Below are 14,673 nucleotides of genomic sequence, written 5' to 3'. Positions count from 1 at the left end.
TTTTGTCGTTAGTTATACCCAAATAGAAATGCAATCTATGCGCCACTAATAAAATTTCACAGAAATAAATATTCATATATATTTCATAGCATTAAGATATCAACTGATTAGTTTAGTGATACTTGCTGTGTTTACATACGTTATTTTTACACACCTTTGCAGCTAACTTACACAGTTGAAAGTATAGATTATTAAATAACTTAGACCATAAAAAAGCCTAGGTTATAAATAACCTAGGCTTTTTATAAAAACATATCGTTTAACTTTACACGTCGATTTTGGTTAACCAGCCATGGGTGTCTGGTGCTTTACCCCATTGAATATCGTTAAGGGCTTGGCGCAAACGCATTGTCGTTGGCCCTGCTTCACCACTGCCCACTTTGTATTCTTTATCATTATGAATAAAAGTACCCACTGGGGTTAATACCGCAGCAGTGCCAGATAAAGCAGCTTCAGTACCCGGTTTTGCAGCACGCTCAAGTAATTCAGTGACTGTAAAATTGCGCTCGGATACTGTCATACCTAAATCTTTAGCGATGGTTAAAATACTGCTGCGCGTCACGCCATGTAAAAAGGTGCTGTCTAGCGCTTTAGTAATAATTTCATTACCATCAATTAAAATAAAGTTTGCGGCACCAGTTTCTTGTACATCACCGCCTGGACAGAATAGAATTTGGTCGGCTTGATGTTGCAAGCGTGCTGCCGTAATGGGTGCTAATGCGCTAGCGTAGTTACCACCGCTTTTGATCATACCCATGTGTGGGGCACAGCGCATACCATCTTCTTCTAACAATACTCGCAGCGCAGTCGCGCCACCAGCAAAGTAATCACCAACAGGTGATAATAGCACATACAATAATGAACTTAATGACGGCACAGCCGCTTTACCAATTGCAGCTTCAGTACCGATATGAGTTGGACGAATATACATAGAGCCCGGTGGTAACGGCGTTTCATCAGCATACTGGCGAACAATATCAATGATCATTTTTTCAAGCTTGGCTCCATCAACTTCAGGTAAGCTTAATAAATGCGAGCTTTGTTTCATGCGGGCAATGTTAGCGTCCATGCGGAAAATATAGACTGAGCCGTCTTCATGGCGAAATGCTTTTAACCCCTCAAAACATGTACTTGAATAGTGAAGAACATGTGCACCAGCATGAAGTTCAATTTTATCTGACGGAACAACAGAGCTTTCGCTCCAAGCGTTATCAGTAAAACGTGCTTGAATCATCTGCGGCATAAATACGGTACCGAATGCGGCCATTTTAATCTCTCTTATGTGGTCTACTTTTACCCCATTGTATGACATTCATGCACTGTTTAACCATAACTAAAACAAGGCATTTATTGGAAGTAACAGGATTTTTTGCAATTTCGTAAGTATTTAACTTTGGTAGGTCCTATTATTCTGCTTTGCGGCGTCATTCCAGCTCTCTAAACGATGAATGTAGGACTGCAGTCTCAGATATAAAACTGATCGCCGCAACTTGATAAGCCGTATTTTGCTGCTAGGCTAACTGGTGGAAAAGCATGAAAATAATAGTAAGCACCCATCATTTAGTTGGTTTTTTGCATCCAATTTACATCCTGAAACGTTTACCAACTGACAATAAAAATAGGAACTTTATGGAAACCGACGAATTATTACCTCTACTAAGTGCAACCGCACAGGGCAATAAACAGGCATTTGCTAAATTGTATAATGCCACAAGTGCAAAGCTGTTTGCGATCAGCTTAAAAATGTTAAGCAATCGTGCACATGCTGAAGAAGCGCTACAAGATGCATTTGTGAAAATTTGGCACAATGCATCTGATTATCAAGTAACTAAAGGCACTGTCATCAGCTGGATGATCAGCATTGTTCGTTATCGTAGCTTAGACTCTTTGCGCTATCATAAAGTCCGTAAAGAGCAAGCCCTAGATGACGACTCAGCAATCTCAGATGATTTAACTGACTCACCTTTAGCTATTGATTACGAAGATAAAAGTAAACTCGTTGATTGTATAGAGCAACTAGATGAACAGCAAAAACAGGCGATCCACTTAGCCTACTACAAAGGCTTGACTCACAGTGAGTTAGTTGATCATATTGATACTCCGCTTGGCACAGTAAAAAGCTGGATCAGACGCGGCCTGCAACAGTTGCAAAGGTGCTTAACGTTATGAATTATGACAATCAAAAACTCATCGATATGTTGGCGGCTGAATACGTGTTAGGAACATTAAAAGGCTCTGCTCGCAAACGCTTTCAACGTTTGATGCTCTCATCAAATCGTGTTCGAGAGGCGACCTGGATGTGGGAGCAACATTTAAATAATTTAGCCAGCTCAATTAAATCTGTGCCGCCAGATAGCCATGTTTGGGAAGCAATTTCACAACGTATTGACCCACAGCAAGTAGTATCGAACAATGTTATTCAACCTAAAACTGGTATTTGGCAAGCGTGGTCGTTAATTGCTACCGCAGCCTGTGTAGTATTAGCTTTGATTATTTGGCAGCCACAAACGCCTGTAGGGCAAAACACTCAGCAAATTGCACTGTTTAAAGATGCCAGCGAAAAACCATTATGGTTTATTGATATCAACGAGCAAGGCTTATCAATAAAAGCCAGCGAGCAGCTTACGGCAAGGACGGATAAAGATTATGAGCTGTGGATGATTTTAAAAGGGCAAGATATACCAATATCATTAGGGCTACTTCCTAAAGATGGCGTTAAATCAATATTGAAAGACGCACGTTTTAACGCGCAAGATATTGCCCTGTTAGCAATTAGTATAGAGCCAATAGGTGGCTCACCAAACGGCTTACCTAGCGAAGTACTTTACACTACTGAATTAATTTTATTGTAGTAAAACAATAAAAGATAGTTGAAAACCAGCGCAAGCTGGTTTTTTATTGTTTTAAAATCAAAACAATACAAATAAAAAGACATTTTATTAACTTTATTTACGTTTCTTTGCATCTAATTACGACCACCATGCGTTATTAACTATGACCACTATTTATTAAAACTAAAGGACAAAGTCATGAAAGCTTTAACTCCGTCAATATTAGCAGTTGTAGTATGCAGTACCTTAGTAAGCGCCCCATCAGAGGCGTCAAGTCACCGTGAAGCTCCAAATATCAGTCGTTTCCCGACTTTAGATTCAACAGATTTTTATGCATTTAACAGTTATGAACAAGGCCGTGGTGATTATGTCACCCTGATTGCAAACTATATTCCACTGCAAGATGGCTATGGTGGACCTAACTATTTTGCCATGGATCCTGATGCAACCTACAGCATCCATATTGATAACGATGGCGATGCGATTGAAGATATTAGTTTCGCCTTTAACTTCAAAAGTATGCTGCCTAATGACAATCAAGGCGTTGCATTAACCATTGGCCCTGAAGGCAACCAACGTACTGTTGCTGTACCACTTAAAAATGTTGGTGGTGTTGCAGCTGGCAATAATGCCGCAGTTAACTTTAGCGAATCATACACTATGACGATGATCGCAGGTGATCAGCGTACAGGTAGCAAAACCATGCTAACTAATACCATGACCAGCAGTAATGAATTCCACAAGCCACTTGATTATATTGGCGATAAAACGTTTTCATCAATGGATGGCTATAAAAGCTACGCAGCGCAATTTGTATATCAAGTAGCGATCCCGGGCTGTGACGGTATGGCAAAAGTATTTGTTGGCCAACGTAAAGATCCATTCGTGGTGAACCTAGGCAAAACCTTTGACTTAGTGAACTATGTGCCGGTAGAAGGCGACAGTGCGCCGGGCGCAGGTGATGGCGAGGGCTTCCCTGGAGGCATTACACAATCGGCAGATAATGATGACTTAGCAGATAAAAATGTGACCGCAATTGCTATTGAAGTACCTAAAAGCTGTGTAGTTGGTAATGGCAATGGCACTATTGGCACATGGACTACAGCTAGCTTACCACAGGCGCGTATTTTAAACCCAAATGCTAAATTTGCTAACAATGCGGTAAACGGTGGTGCGCTTACTCAAGTATCTCGTTTAGGTAATCCACTTGTTAATGAGCTGGTAATTGGTTTAAAAGACAAAGATACCTTCTCAAGTTCACAGCCTAAAGACGATGGTCAATTTATTGATTATGTTACCCACCCATCTTTACCAGAGCTATTAAATATTCTGTTCAAAGATGCGGTTAACACCACCTTAGGGGCAAATCTAGCGACCCTTGCACCAACGAATTTTCCACGTAATGACTTAGTAACTGCATTTTTAACTGGTTTCCCAGGCGTTAATCAATTGGCCACTGTTACAGGCGCTGAAATGCTGCGTCTAAATACCAATATCGCTGCAAAAGCACAAGCAGATCAATCAGCATTCGGTGTTGCTGGCGATGATTTAGCGGGTTTCCCAAATGGCCGTCGTCCTGGTGATGATGTAGTTGATATTGCGCTACGTGTGGTAATGGGTCGCTTATGCTATCCAATTCCAGTAAATGGTACAAATACTGATTTAGGCCTGTGCACATCTGATGATGCCAGTGTAGGTAACGTACCATTTACTGATGGTGCACCAGTGAACGCTACGATGATGGATGCAAGCTTCCCATATCTAGCAACTCCACTTGCAGGGTCTAAATAAGGAGAACACTCATGCAACATTTTAAATTATCACATCTTGGGTTATTGCTTGCTGCGCTTACACTCAGCGGCTGTAGCAATGATGACGACCATAACACCGTCGAGATACCACCGATGGTAAATAAAGCACCCATAGCAACAGCTGATATGGTAACCACACAAACCGAAGTTGTAATTGAAGACATGCTACAAGGTTCTGATCCTGAAGGAGATACTCTTACCTTCAGTCTGGTTACTGAGCCAATGCTAGGCATGGTAGTGGTTAATAGTGATGGTAGTTACACCTATACGCCGAACCTTGAAACGACTGGCTCTGATAGCTTTACCTTTGCAGTCAGTGATGGGGTAAACAGCCAAGTTACCGCAATGGTTGATATCACTATTGAAGCACTTGAAGTCGATTTTGCACAACTAGGCCGTGCAGCATTTAACCAAGCGGCTACCGATAAGCCACTGAGTGTGAACGGCCGTACATTCACAAATGCGGATGAAAATGCCACATTTGACGATTTGTTAGGTAACAACTAAATCACACAATAAAACTTGCAGGCCATGGATGGCCTTTTTAAGGAGAATGCTATGATCACCCGTGCTTTTACTTACCTTTGTTTATTGATCTCTGTTAATGCAGGGGCTGAACCTTATACGCCAGCAGATGACGAGATCATCGCAAAAGCCCGCACAATAAATACCGCACACCTTAATCAAGACGAATTAATGACGTTACTGATAAATAGCCAACAAGTAGGTCAAACTGAGCTTCGCCAAGGCTTATTAAAAAACCAGTTACAGCAGCGCTATGCGCAATCTCCCACACCACAAATTGGCTACATGTATGCACGCGTTTTACAACGTGAACATCAATTTTCAGCAGCCTTAGCAATCACCGATGCAGTACTAAAACGCGATCCTAACCATGTTAACACCCATCTATTACGCGCCAATATGCTAATGATTCAAGGTGACTTTAAAGCCGCCAAACAACAATGCTTAAAACTCTTGGCTCTAACAGCAATGGATGTAATTAATACCTGTACATTTGATGTACTAAGCCAAGACGGTCAATTAGCACAAAGTTATCAAAGTTTAGCAAACAGTATTACAAGTAATAAACAAAGCGATAATACCCGCCATGTATTGGCTGAAATGGCACTGAGACTCAATAAACCCGATGAAGCGCTCGCTCATATCCAGTCATTGCCATTAAAAACAGCCCCCGTCAGCCTTGTAGTGTTATGGGCAGATATTTATTTAGCGCAAGGGAATTATCAAAAAGTGCTTAACACTTTGCCCGCACTGGTAAATGAAAAACAAAATTTAGAGGATGCCTTGTTGCTGCGCTTAGCAATTGCAGAGCAACACTACAACGATACCTCGCTGAAACAATGGCAAAATTTAATGGCGCAAAGAGTGGCGCTGCGTGAATTACGCCAAGACAGTTTCCATGCCAGTGATTTAGCTCACTATTATTTAGACATCAATAAACAGCCAGAAAAAGCCCTATACTGGGCAAAAATAAATTGGCAACAAGCCAAGCTTAATGCCGATCAGCAACTACTTACACGTGCACAAGGAGCCTCTTTATGAACGCATTTGTAACTGCGTTTTTTTGTAACCTGTGTTTATTTTTCATGTTGCAAGGAACAGCTCAAGCACACCAATTAAGTACCAGCTATATTAATTTAAACGCAATTGATGACAGCCATTTTACAGGTAGTTGGCAAATCAACGTTGCCGATTTAGAGCAACAGGTGGCGTTTGATTTAAACCAAGATGGGGCTATCGCATGGCATGAGATCAGTGCAAAACATAGCGCCATAAGTGATTTTGTCCTGACCTCACTGACGGTAACATCAGCGGACGAGCAAGTATGTACGCTTACCAGCGACGCTCCGTTGCAGCTTGATAGTCATTTTAATCAACCCTATGTGGTTGTTAAATTGCAATTATCCTGCCCAGCTCTGGACACGAACCACAGCGCCATAGCATTTCATTATCAGGCATTTTTCGATACTGATGCCAATCATAAAGCAATTGTCACTATCAATGAACAAACTCGCGTGATGAGTAAAAATAATGCCCTTCAAACTTTTGATTTTACTAAAAGCAATTACCTCACCACTTTTAATCAATATGTTTACCAAGGAGTGCTGCATATTTGGCTCGGACTTGACCATATCTTATTTTTAATTGCATTGTTGCTTACCTGTGTATTAGTAAAAAAATCAGCAAAATGGCAAGGTGTAGAATCAAAAGTCACGATCTTCAAACACACCGCATGGATAGTTACCGCATTTACTTTGGCGCATTCAATCACTCTGACCGCCACTGCAATGCAATTAGTTACACCTAACAGTCGCTGGGTAGAATTGGGAATCGCTATATCGGTGTTGTTTGCAGCTCTTAACAATATTTGGCCATTAGTTGTGCGTTTAGGTTGGGTCACATTCGCCTTTGGTTTATTGCATGGCATGGGCTTTGCGAGTGTATTAGGTGAATTAGGGCTATCCAGTGACTATCAATTACTCAGCGTGCTAGCATTTAATTTAGGTGTAGAGATAGGCCAACTGGCTATATTAGCAGTTACATTACCAGTCCTTATTTGGGCAAGAAACTATCACTGGTATCAAAAATGGGTGATGCCTGCAGGCTCACTCGCCATCGCAATAATCGCGGTACAGTGGTCAATGGAGCGGATTTGAGGTTATTGATTTATAGCTGAAATCAACAGATTAATTGTAAAATTCAATGTGTAAGTTGCTATCATTGAATCCTTATAGGATCATCTCTATGTACAAAACGTTGAGATATTAAACAATGGCCCTAGGAGTAAGGGAAATATATGCAGTGGTTAAAACCAATGCCATTGGTTGGGCACTTTATAACGCTTGAGGTGTTAAGCTTACATCATATTGATGAATTAAAACATGCGGTGCTTGATGGAGAGTCTTGGAAATTATGGTATGCCAATGTTCCTTCGCCAGAACAAATGCACAGTTATGTTGAACGGGCAATTATTGAAGCCAAAAACGGCAATAGCGCCTTCGCCGTAAGGTGTAATAGTAGCCATAAAATAGTTGGCACAACTCGATTCTATAACGTAGACGCACAGCATAAGCGCGCATTACTAGGCTACACATGGTATGCCAAGGCTGTACGAAGAAGTCCTGTAAATACTGAATGTAAACTTTTGATGTTGAAGTATTTATTTGATACTCACAATGCCATTGCAGTTGAGTTTAGAACACACTTTTTTAATCAACAGTCGCGAAAGGCAATTGCAAGGCTAGGCGCTAAACAAGATGGTATTTTACGCAGCCATCAAATAACAAGTGATGGATCGATTCGCGATACTGTTGTTTATTCAATTATTGCATCAGAGTGGCCAGCCGTGAAGAATCATTTACTGAATAAACTAAAATATACTTAACTTATAATTTAAAGTATTGCGCTTTAAGCCAAAAATTAACTCAGCAAAGAAGATTAAACGACACCTCTTTGCGGTTAAGGGCTCGGCTCTAATTAGAACGGTACAAGCAACACCCGTATTGCCGGGCGAAGCGCTAATAATAGCGTGGCTTTATCAACATGTGGATTAAGCGTTTTACGTATGGTGATCCCATTTATCATTGCAAACATCACTTCGATACGGCTTTCAAGTTCAGTTGCACTAAGGTCTTTTATCAAACTGCGTTCACTCAATAAAAGATTTCGCATTTTCTCTCTGGCGTAACAATCAGACTTTCGCAACTGCTCTGCCACTTTATCGTTGCGCGCAGCTTCAGCGAACATCTCTAAATCCAGTGCACCTTGGTTTACATCAGTATGATGATCCACTGCGTGGTCTAAACCATCGAGTAGAATCGTTACTAAGTCACCAGGTTGATCTTCATACTCCTGAAAAATAGAGAACAGTTTTTCCATATCCTGTTCTATAATCGATTCAATGATCGCTTCTTTACTGGCAAAGTAATTGTAAATATGTCCTGCGCTCATCCCTGCGGTCTTTGAGATCTCGGCCATTCCTGCGCCATGATAGCCTTTTTCGTCTAAAACAATCGGCCGCAGCACTAAGCACTTGCTCACGGCGTGCTTGCACAAGTGCAGGGTCGGTTTGTCTTTTAGATTTTTCTTTCATAGTAACTCCGAAAAGCGCTGCTTTTCTTTAACCTAATAATTATCACTAGCTTATATGCCCTTTGACATCAACTTTGTCAGTTGCCACAAAAACTTAATAAACTAGTGATAAACTATACAGTGGTGCAGCCTAGCGGCTATTCACTCTGTTGAGCCGACCGTTGCCAACCGCCTCCAACCGCTTTATACAAACTAATTTGGCTCGTAATATAGGCTTTTTTACCGCTAATGAGTTGTTGCCCTGCACTGTACCAATTACGCTGTGCATCCAGCACTTGTAAATAGCTATCGGCGCCTTTTTCAAAGCGAGCTTCAGAGAGTGTAAACGACACTTGATTACTGTTATACAGATCTTCAAGCGCACTTAGCTGCTGCATATAGCCTTCCCTATCGGCAAGCGCATCAGAGACTTCTTTAAATGCCTGTTGAATCGTTTGTTCATAGGTTGTTAGCGCAATCTGTTGCTGAGTTTGCGCAACATCTAAGTTTGCTTGATTACGACCCATATTAAATATCGGTATCGTGATCGATGGCATAAAGCTCCAAGTGCCAGTGCCACTTGAAAACAAATTATCTAGATCACTCGACGCACTCCCGGCATTAGCCGTTAAGCTAATACTTGGAAAAAATGCCGCCTTTGCAACACCGATATTAGCGTTAGCAGCTAATAACTGAAACTCTGCTGCTTTAATATCAGGACGTTGTTCAAGTAACTCGGATGGTAAGCCTACAGGCACGGTCGGGAAATTTAGTACTTCATCTAAACTCTCAACAGGTAACAACTGCGCTGAAACCGGCTGACCTACTAATAAATCAAGGGCATTTTTATCACGCTTTAACAAGCGCTGATAGTTAGCAATATCAACTTTTGCGGTGGCTACAGTGCTCTCAATTTGTGCCAACGTTAACTTTGATGCCGCGCCAAGTGCATAGCTTTTTTCGGTTAACGCCAGTGATGCCTGCTGACTTTTTAGGGTTTGCGTAGCAAGCGCTAACTGCTCTTTATCAGCAGCGTAATTTAGCCACGCACTTACCAACTCAGAAATTAAGCTAATTTTTACACTCGTTTGAGTTTGCTCTGACGCGTACAAAGTTTGCAGAGCTTGATCAGATTGATTACGAATTTTGCCCCATATATCGAGCTCATACGCGGTCATTCCCACGGTAGCTTTGTAGCTCTCGCTAATTTGTGCATTACCGGTTGACGTTAAGTCTCCCGGTAAGCGCTGACGCGTGCCCGACACAGCAAAATCGATTGACGGATATAAGGCAGAGTCTTCTATTTGATAAAGCGCACGAACTTGCTGCACATTAAGTGCGGCAAGTTTAAGGTCTTTATTATGAACTAATGTTTGCTCAATCAAGTGTTGCAGTTTTTCATTCGCAAAAAACTGCTGCCATCTTAAATCAGCTGTATTACCTTGCTCACTCTGTATTGCGTAGCTATCAGGCACCGGCAACACGATATCTTCACGCGGAGGTGCCATTTGGCAAGCACTGAGCACAAATACGCTTAAACTCGCTAAGCTTAACGTTTTGAATGTCATTATGATTGCTCCTGTGACGTTGTTTTAGTTTTGCCTGAGAATGCTCTGCGAACTAAAACAAAAAATAAAGGTACAAAAATAACAACCAGTGACGAGGCGGCAAGTGTTCCACCAATAATTGAAATACCTAATGCATTTTGTGCACCTGAGCCTGCACTTGAGGCGATAGCTAACGGAAGCACACCACACACAAATGCCATTGAAGTCATTAAAATAGGACGTAAGCGAAGTCGCACAGCCGCAATGGCCGAGTCTACTACACTCAAGCCTTCATCCATTTTATGAATCGCAAACTCAACGATTAAAATGGCATTTTTTGACGCTAATCCTATGGTGGTTAATAAACCCACTTGTAAGTAAATATCGTTTGATAAATTACCCATAAAGGCGGCCATAATCGCACCAAAAATACCCAGTGGCACAATCATCATTACTGCAAATGGTACTGACCAACTTTCATAAAGCGCAGCTAAACATAAAAATACAAATAACAGTGATAATCCATATAACAACGGCGCTTGACCGCCACTTGATCGCTCTTGATATGAAATACCTGTCCATTCAGAAGCAATACCTTGTGGTAACTGCTTAACTAAACGCTCCATTTCATCCATGGCTTGGCCTGTACTGTAGCCTGGTGCTGCACTGCCTTGAATTTCCATTGCTGAAAAGCCGTTATACCGCTCCAAACGAGGCGAACCATAAGACCAGTAAGAACTAGCAAATGCTGAAAATGGCACCATATCGCCGTTTGTATTACGCACATACCATTTATTTAAGTCCTCAGGCACCATTCGCGCATCGGCTTGACCTTGCAGGTATACTTTTTTAACGCGACCACGATCGATAAAGTCATTCACATAACTACTACCCCACGCCGTCGAAAGTGTACTATTAATATTACCTTGCGACACACCCAGCGCTTCTGCTTTTGCAAGGTCAATATCCAGCTGTAACTCAGGCATATCTTCTTGCCCATTAGGGCGAACGCCTGCAAGTATTGGACTTTGACTCGCCATACCTAATAACTGATTACGCGCTTTTAATAGCTCATCATGGCCTAAACCAACACGGTCTTGTAAAAACATATTAAAACCATTTGCGGTACCGAGTTCAACAATCGCTGGAGGTGGAAAAGCAAATACAAATGCCTCTTTAATCGTTGAAAAATACCCCATGCCTTTTCCTGCAACGGCTCCCACTGATAGGTCGTCACGTTGGCGCTCATCCCAGTGCTTTAAGCTAACAAAACCAATTGCTGAGTTTTGCCCAGAGCCTGCAAAACTAAAACCCGTTACCGTAAAAATTGAACTAACAGCTTCAGATTGATCTTCTAAATAGTGGTTTTCAACTTTTTTAACCACTTCAAGCGTTTGCTCTGTAGTAGAGCCTGCAGGAAGCATTACTTGGTTAAACAAAATACCTTGGTCTTCATCAGGTAAAAATGCCGTTGGTAAGCTTGAAAAAATAGCCACCATGCCAGCTACAATTAATGCATAGCTTAGTAAGTAACGCTTGGAATGTTTAATCATACGACCAACAAAACCTTGCGCACCTTTATTGGTTTTATCAAAACCACGATTAAAGCCTGAGAAAAAACGACCAATAATGCTACCATCAGTATGTACATGACTAGGCTTTAATAACGTAGCACACAGTGCGGGAGTTAAAATAAGCGCAACCAGTACCGACAGCCCCATCGCCGACACTAAGGTAATAGAGAACTGACGATAAATAACCCCAGTAGAGCCACTAAAGAATGCCATCGGAATAAATACAGCCGACAGCACCATAGCAATACCTACCAGCGCCCCTTTAATTTCATCCATCGATTTTCGCGTTGCTTCAACCGCAGAAAGTTTTTCTTCGGTCATTAAACGTTCAACGTTTTCTACAACAACAATCGCATCATCTACGAGTAAACCAATGGCCAATACCATCGCAAACATCGTGAGGGTATTAATTGAATACCCGAAAGTAAATAGAATACCAAACGTACCTAACAATACGACAGGTACCGCAATGGTTGGGATAATAGTTGCTCTGAAGTTTTGTAAAAATAAGTACATTACAACAAATACCAAAACAACCGCTTCTATTAGGGTGTGCACTACTTTTTCGATTGATAATGCAACAAAAGGAGTGGTGTCATAAGGAACAACCGCCTCTAAGCCCTGTGGAAAAAATGGTTTAAGTTCTTCAAGTGCATCTTTTACACCTTGCGCTGTATCCAAGGCGTTCGCTCCACTGGCTAGCTTCACGCCTAAACCAGATGCTGGTTTGCCGTTGAAGCGCGCAACCACGCCGTAGTTTTCACCACCAAGCTCTACTTTTGCGACATCGACTAAGCGAACTACAGAGCCATCACTGTTAGTTTTAACTAAAATATCTTCAAACTGCTTAGGTGTTTGTAATCGACTTTGCGCGGTAACGGTCGCATTAAGCTGTTGACCTGCTATCGCCGGCATTCCACCAAGTTGACCTGCAGATACCTGTGCATTTTGCGCTTTTATCGCCGCAGATATATCCGCTGGTGTTAGTTTATAGCTTTGTAACTTAGCCGGATCGAGCCAAATACGCATTGCATATTGAGAGCCAAACAATTGTACTTCGCCCACCCCATCAACACGCGCTACAATATCTTGCACGTTTGATGACACATAATCACCGATGTCAATATTGGTCATACTTCCATCTTGCGACACAAAACCCACTACCAGTAAAAAGCTAGATGATGACTTAGCAACAACAACACCTTGGCGTTGTACTTCTTCAGGTAACAACGGCGTAGCTGTTGCTAGCTTATTTTGTACTTGTACTTGTGCAATATCAGGGTCAGTTTCTGCATCAAACGTCAGTGTCAGTGTTGCTGTACCACTGGATTCAGAAGTTGATGACATATACAACAAGCCATCTAAACCTTTCATTTTTTGTTCAATAACTTGGGTTACTGAATCTTCAAGTGTGCGTGCTGACGCACCAGGATAACTTGCGCTAATAGTAATGGCTGGCGGCGCAATTGAAGGATACTGCGCTACAGGCAAGCTCCTTATTGCAAGTATTCCAGCCAACATAACAACAATGGCCAGAACCCATGCAAAAATTGGCCTATCGATAAAAAATCTCGACATTAAAATACTCCGTTATTGAGTTTTAGTAGCTGACTCGGCAGGCACTGCATTAACAGGTGCGCCCGGTGCTATTTTTTGTAAACCTTCAACAATTAGTTGATCGCCGTCGTTCAAGCCACTTGTCACTAACCAGTTAGCACCTACTGTACGGTCAGTTTTTAATACTCGCGCTTCAACAGTATTATCTTTACTCACCACCATAGCTGTAGGCTCACCTTTGCTATTACGACTAACACCGCGTTGCGGCACTAAAATAGCATTAGACTTAACACCTTCAACAACCACAGCTCTGACGTACATACCTGGTAATAGTAGCTTTTCAGGGTTTGGAAATTTGGCGCGTAACGTTACTGAGCCAGTACCTGGATCTACAGTTACTTCAGAAAACTGCAAAGTGCCAGTGTGCGGATACACAGAGCCATCTTCCATAGTGAGTTCAACCTTTGATTGCGCAGTAAGATCTTTATCAAGCTCACCATTAGCAATCGCTTTTTTCAAACGAGTCAACTCACTACTTGACTGGGTAAGGTCAATATAAATTGGGTCAAGCTGAGTGACGGTTGCTAATACGGTTGCTTGATTAGCACTTACCAAAGCACCTACGGTCACGTTCGATTTGCCAATTTGACCACTAATAGGTGATGAAACCTTACTATAGTTAAGATTGATCTGTGCGGTTTTAAGCTGCGCTTGAGCTGTTAATAAATCAGCCTGCGCGCCTTTATAACTTGCGTCTGCTTCATCAAAATCTTGTTGACTGACTGCTTTTATTGCTAGTAACTCAGCATAACGATCTGATTTAGCTTTTGCATTAGCAATGCTTGCTTGTACCTTACTAATAGCAGCTTTACTACTTGCTACTTGCGCATCGAATGTAGCTGGGTCGATTTGATATAAAGCCTGACCTTTTTTGACTTCAGCACCTTGAGTGAATAAACGTGATTGAATGATACCGCTTACCTGAGGACGAATTTGCGCCACTTGAGACGCAGTTACTCGCCCTGGAAGCTCCTTAGTAAGTGTTAATGGTTGGCTTTTTAATGTAATTACGCCAACAGGAGCTGGCTGCGCAGCAGGCGCATTCGCCTGCTGAGTTTGATCGCAACCGGATAAAGCAACTGCACTTGCCAAAGCGGTGACAGTAAAAAGAACGACGCGAGAACGCTGCATGTTAACTACCCTTAATTTAGAATGAACGATCATTCTAAATTAAATTATTACATTTTCCAATGTTAAT

The 14,673-nt window shown here is 41.8% G+C and carries 11 protein-coding genes and 1 pseudogene; 7 read left to right on the top strand and 5 right to left on the bottom strand.

Annotation, left to right across the window (positions count from 1 at the left end):
- Positions 1-265: 265 nt before the first annotated feature.
- Positions 266-1,267 carry a branched-chain amino acid aminotransferase gene (locus P4S61_RS19865; RefSeq protein ID WP_182717589.1) on the bottom strand — a complete coding sequence of 334 codons (1,002 nt, stop codon included), beginning with the start codon at positions 1,265-1,267 and terminating at the stop codon, positions 266-268.
- A gap of 362 nt (positions 1,268-1,629) precedes the next feature.
- On the opposite strand from P4S61_RS19865, the gene P4S61_RS19860 reads away from it, so the two are divergent.
- The 7 genes from P4S61_RS19860 to P4S61_RS19830 all read left to right on the top strand — a co-directional run bounded on the left by P4S61_RS19860 (position 1,630) and on the right by P4S61_RS19830 (position 8,051).
- A complete protein-coding gene (locus tag P4S61_RS19860) occupies positions 1,630-2,169 on the top strand; it encodes a sigma-70 family RNA polymerase sigma factor (RefSeq protein WP_182734204.1) in 540 nt (179 codons plus the stop codon).
- Complete coding sequence (locus P4S61_RS19855) at positions 2,166-2,852, top strand: anti-sigma factor (protein ID WP_145234383.1); 687 nt, start codon at positions 2,166-2,168, stop codon at positions 2,850-2,852. The genes P4S61_RS19860 and P4S61_RS19855 overlap by 4 nt, the downstream gene beginning before the upstream one ends.
- Positions 2,853-3,029: 177 nt before the next feature.
- Positions 3,030-4,622, top strand: coding sequence for a DUF4331 domain-containing protein (locus P4S61_RS19850; RefSeq protein ID WP_337119047.1), 1,593 nt, complete (start codon positions 3,030-3,032; stop codon positions 4,620-4,622).
- Between the two features lie 11 nt (positions 4,623-4,633).
- Positions 4,634-5,149, top strand: a complete 516-nt coding sequence (locus tag P4S61_RS19845; protein WP_145234389.1) for an Ig-like domain-containing protein — start codon at positions 4,634-4,636, stop codon at positions 5,147-5,149.
- 51 nt (positions 5,150-5,200) lie between these two features.
- Complete coding sequence (locus tag P4S61_RS19840) at positions 5,201-6,208, top strand: hypothetical protein (RefSeq protein WP_337119046.1); 1,008 nt, start codon at positions 5,201-5,203, stop codon at positions 6,206-6,208.
- The gene (locus P4S61_RS19835) at positions 6,205-7,323 is read left to right on the top strand and encodes a HupE/UreJ family protein (protein WP_182730773.1); all 1,119 of its coding nucleotides are present in this window, start codon (positions 6,205-6,207) and stop codon (positions 7,321-7,323) included. The genes P4S61_RS19840 and P4S61_RS19835 overlap by 4 nt, the downstream gene beginning before the upstream one ends.
- Positions 7,324-7,463: 140 nt before the next feature.
- Positions 7,464-8,051, top strand: a complete 588-nt coding sequence (locus P4S61_RS19830; RefSeq protein ID WP_182819290.1) for a GNAT family N-acetyltransferase — start codon at positions 7,464-7,466, stop codon at positions 8,049-8,051.
- A 92-nt stretch (positions 8,052-8,143) separates the two neighbouring features.
- Here the strand turns inward: P4S61_RS19830 and P4S61_RS19825 are convergent.
- The 4 genes and pseudogenes from P4S61_RS19825 to P4S61_RS19810 form a co-directional block, all read right to left on the bottom strand.
- Positions 8,144-8,759: pseudogene (locus tag P4S61_RS19825) on the bottom strand (TetR/AcrR family transcriptional regulator).
- 136 nt (positions 8,760-8,895) lie between these two features.
- Positions 8,896-10,305 (bottom strand): efflux transporter outer membrane subunit, encoded by a 1,410-nt coding sequence (locus P4S61_RS19820; RefSeq protein ID WP_337119045.1) that lies wholly within the window; start codon positions 10,303-10,305, stop codon positions 8,896-8,898.
- Positions 10,305-13,436 carry an efflux RND transporter permease subunit gene (locus P4S61_RS19815; RefSeq protein ID WP_182757454.1) on the bottom strand — a complete coding sequence of 1,044 codons (3,132 nt, stop codon included), beginning with the start codon at positions 13,434-13,436 and terminating at the stop codon, positions 10,305-10,307. Before P4S61_RS19815 ends, P4S61_RS19820 begins: the two co-directional genes overlap by 1 nt.
- 12 nt (positions 13,437-13,448) lie before the next feature.
- Positions 13,449-14,606, bottom strand: coding sequence for an efflux RND transporter periplasmic adaptor subunit (locus P4S61_RS19810; protein ID WP_337119044.1), 1,158 nt, complete (start codon positions 14,604-14,606; stop codon positions 13,449-13,451).
- Between the last annotated feature and the right edge of the window lie 67 nt (positions 14,607-14,673).

Origin of the sequence: Pseudoalteromonas sp. B160, from assembly GCF_037162485.1 — a bacterium.
Lineage (GTDB): Bacteria > Pseudomonadota > Gammaproteobacteria > Enterobacterales > Alteromonadaceae > Pseudoalteromonas > Pseudoalteromonas rhizosphaerae.
Note: the sequence above shows the minus strand (reverse complement) of the source record. Positions and strands in the feature narration are given on the sequence as shown.